The organism is Vibrio sp. OPT46 (genome assembly GCF_015163535.1).
Lineage (GTDB): Bacteria > Pseudomonadota > Gammaproteobacteria > Enterobacterales > Vibrionaceae > Vibrio > Vibrio alginolyticus.
Map to the genome: position 1 here is coordinate 1 of NZ_JADDYG010000718.1, position 486 is coordinate 486.

Sequence of the window (486 nt, forward strand, 5' to 3'; positions counted from 1 at the left end):
GCCTAATTATTTTGTGAACCATTAGTAAGCGAATTACCTATTTACCTTTCGTGAAGTGACTCTCATTTATTCGTCGTCAAAACTCGTCAATATTTTTAGAAATGACGATTTTGTCGAATACCCCACTGGAGAAATTGCACTTAACCTCACGCTATTTTGCGTATAAAGTTTAAAGGTATCTTATCTGAGGACCATTCTATGTTTCGTCTCTTGACGCTCATATCATCTCTACTTGTTACTTTGACTCCTTTTTCATCTTATGCAGAGCCACAGCATTGGTTAGCAAAAAAAGGGGAAACCGAACTTATGATTATTGGCTCGGTACATGTGGGGGATAAAACGATGTACCCACTCCCTAGAACGGTCATCCAGCATTTAAGCCAAAGCACAGGGTTGATTATTGAAGCAGACGTCAGGAATTCTGAAGGCTTGGTTTACCCACAAACAACCATTCTTTCTAAAGATGTTTTAGACAGAGCTCAACGT

Annotated in this window: 1 protein-coding gene; it reads left to right on the forward strand. The window is 39.3% G+C overall.

Going from position 1 to position 486, the window contains the following annotated elements; genetic code table 11:
• Positions 1-198: 198 nt before the first annotated feature.
• Positions 199-486, forward strand: a 288-nt coding sequence (locus IQR33_RS25690; protein WP_193844182.1) for a TraB/GumN family protein, incomplete at its 3' end; no start/stop codon positions are given.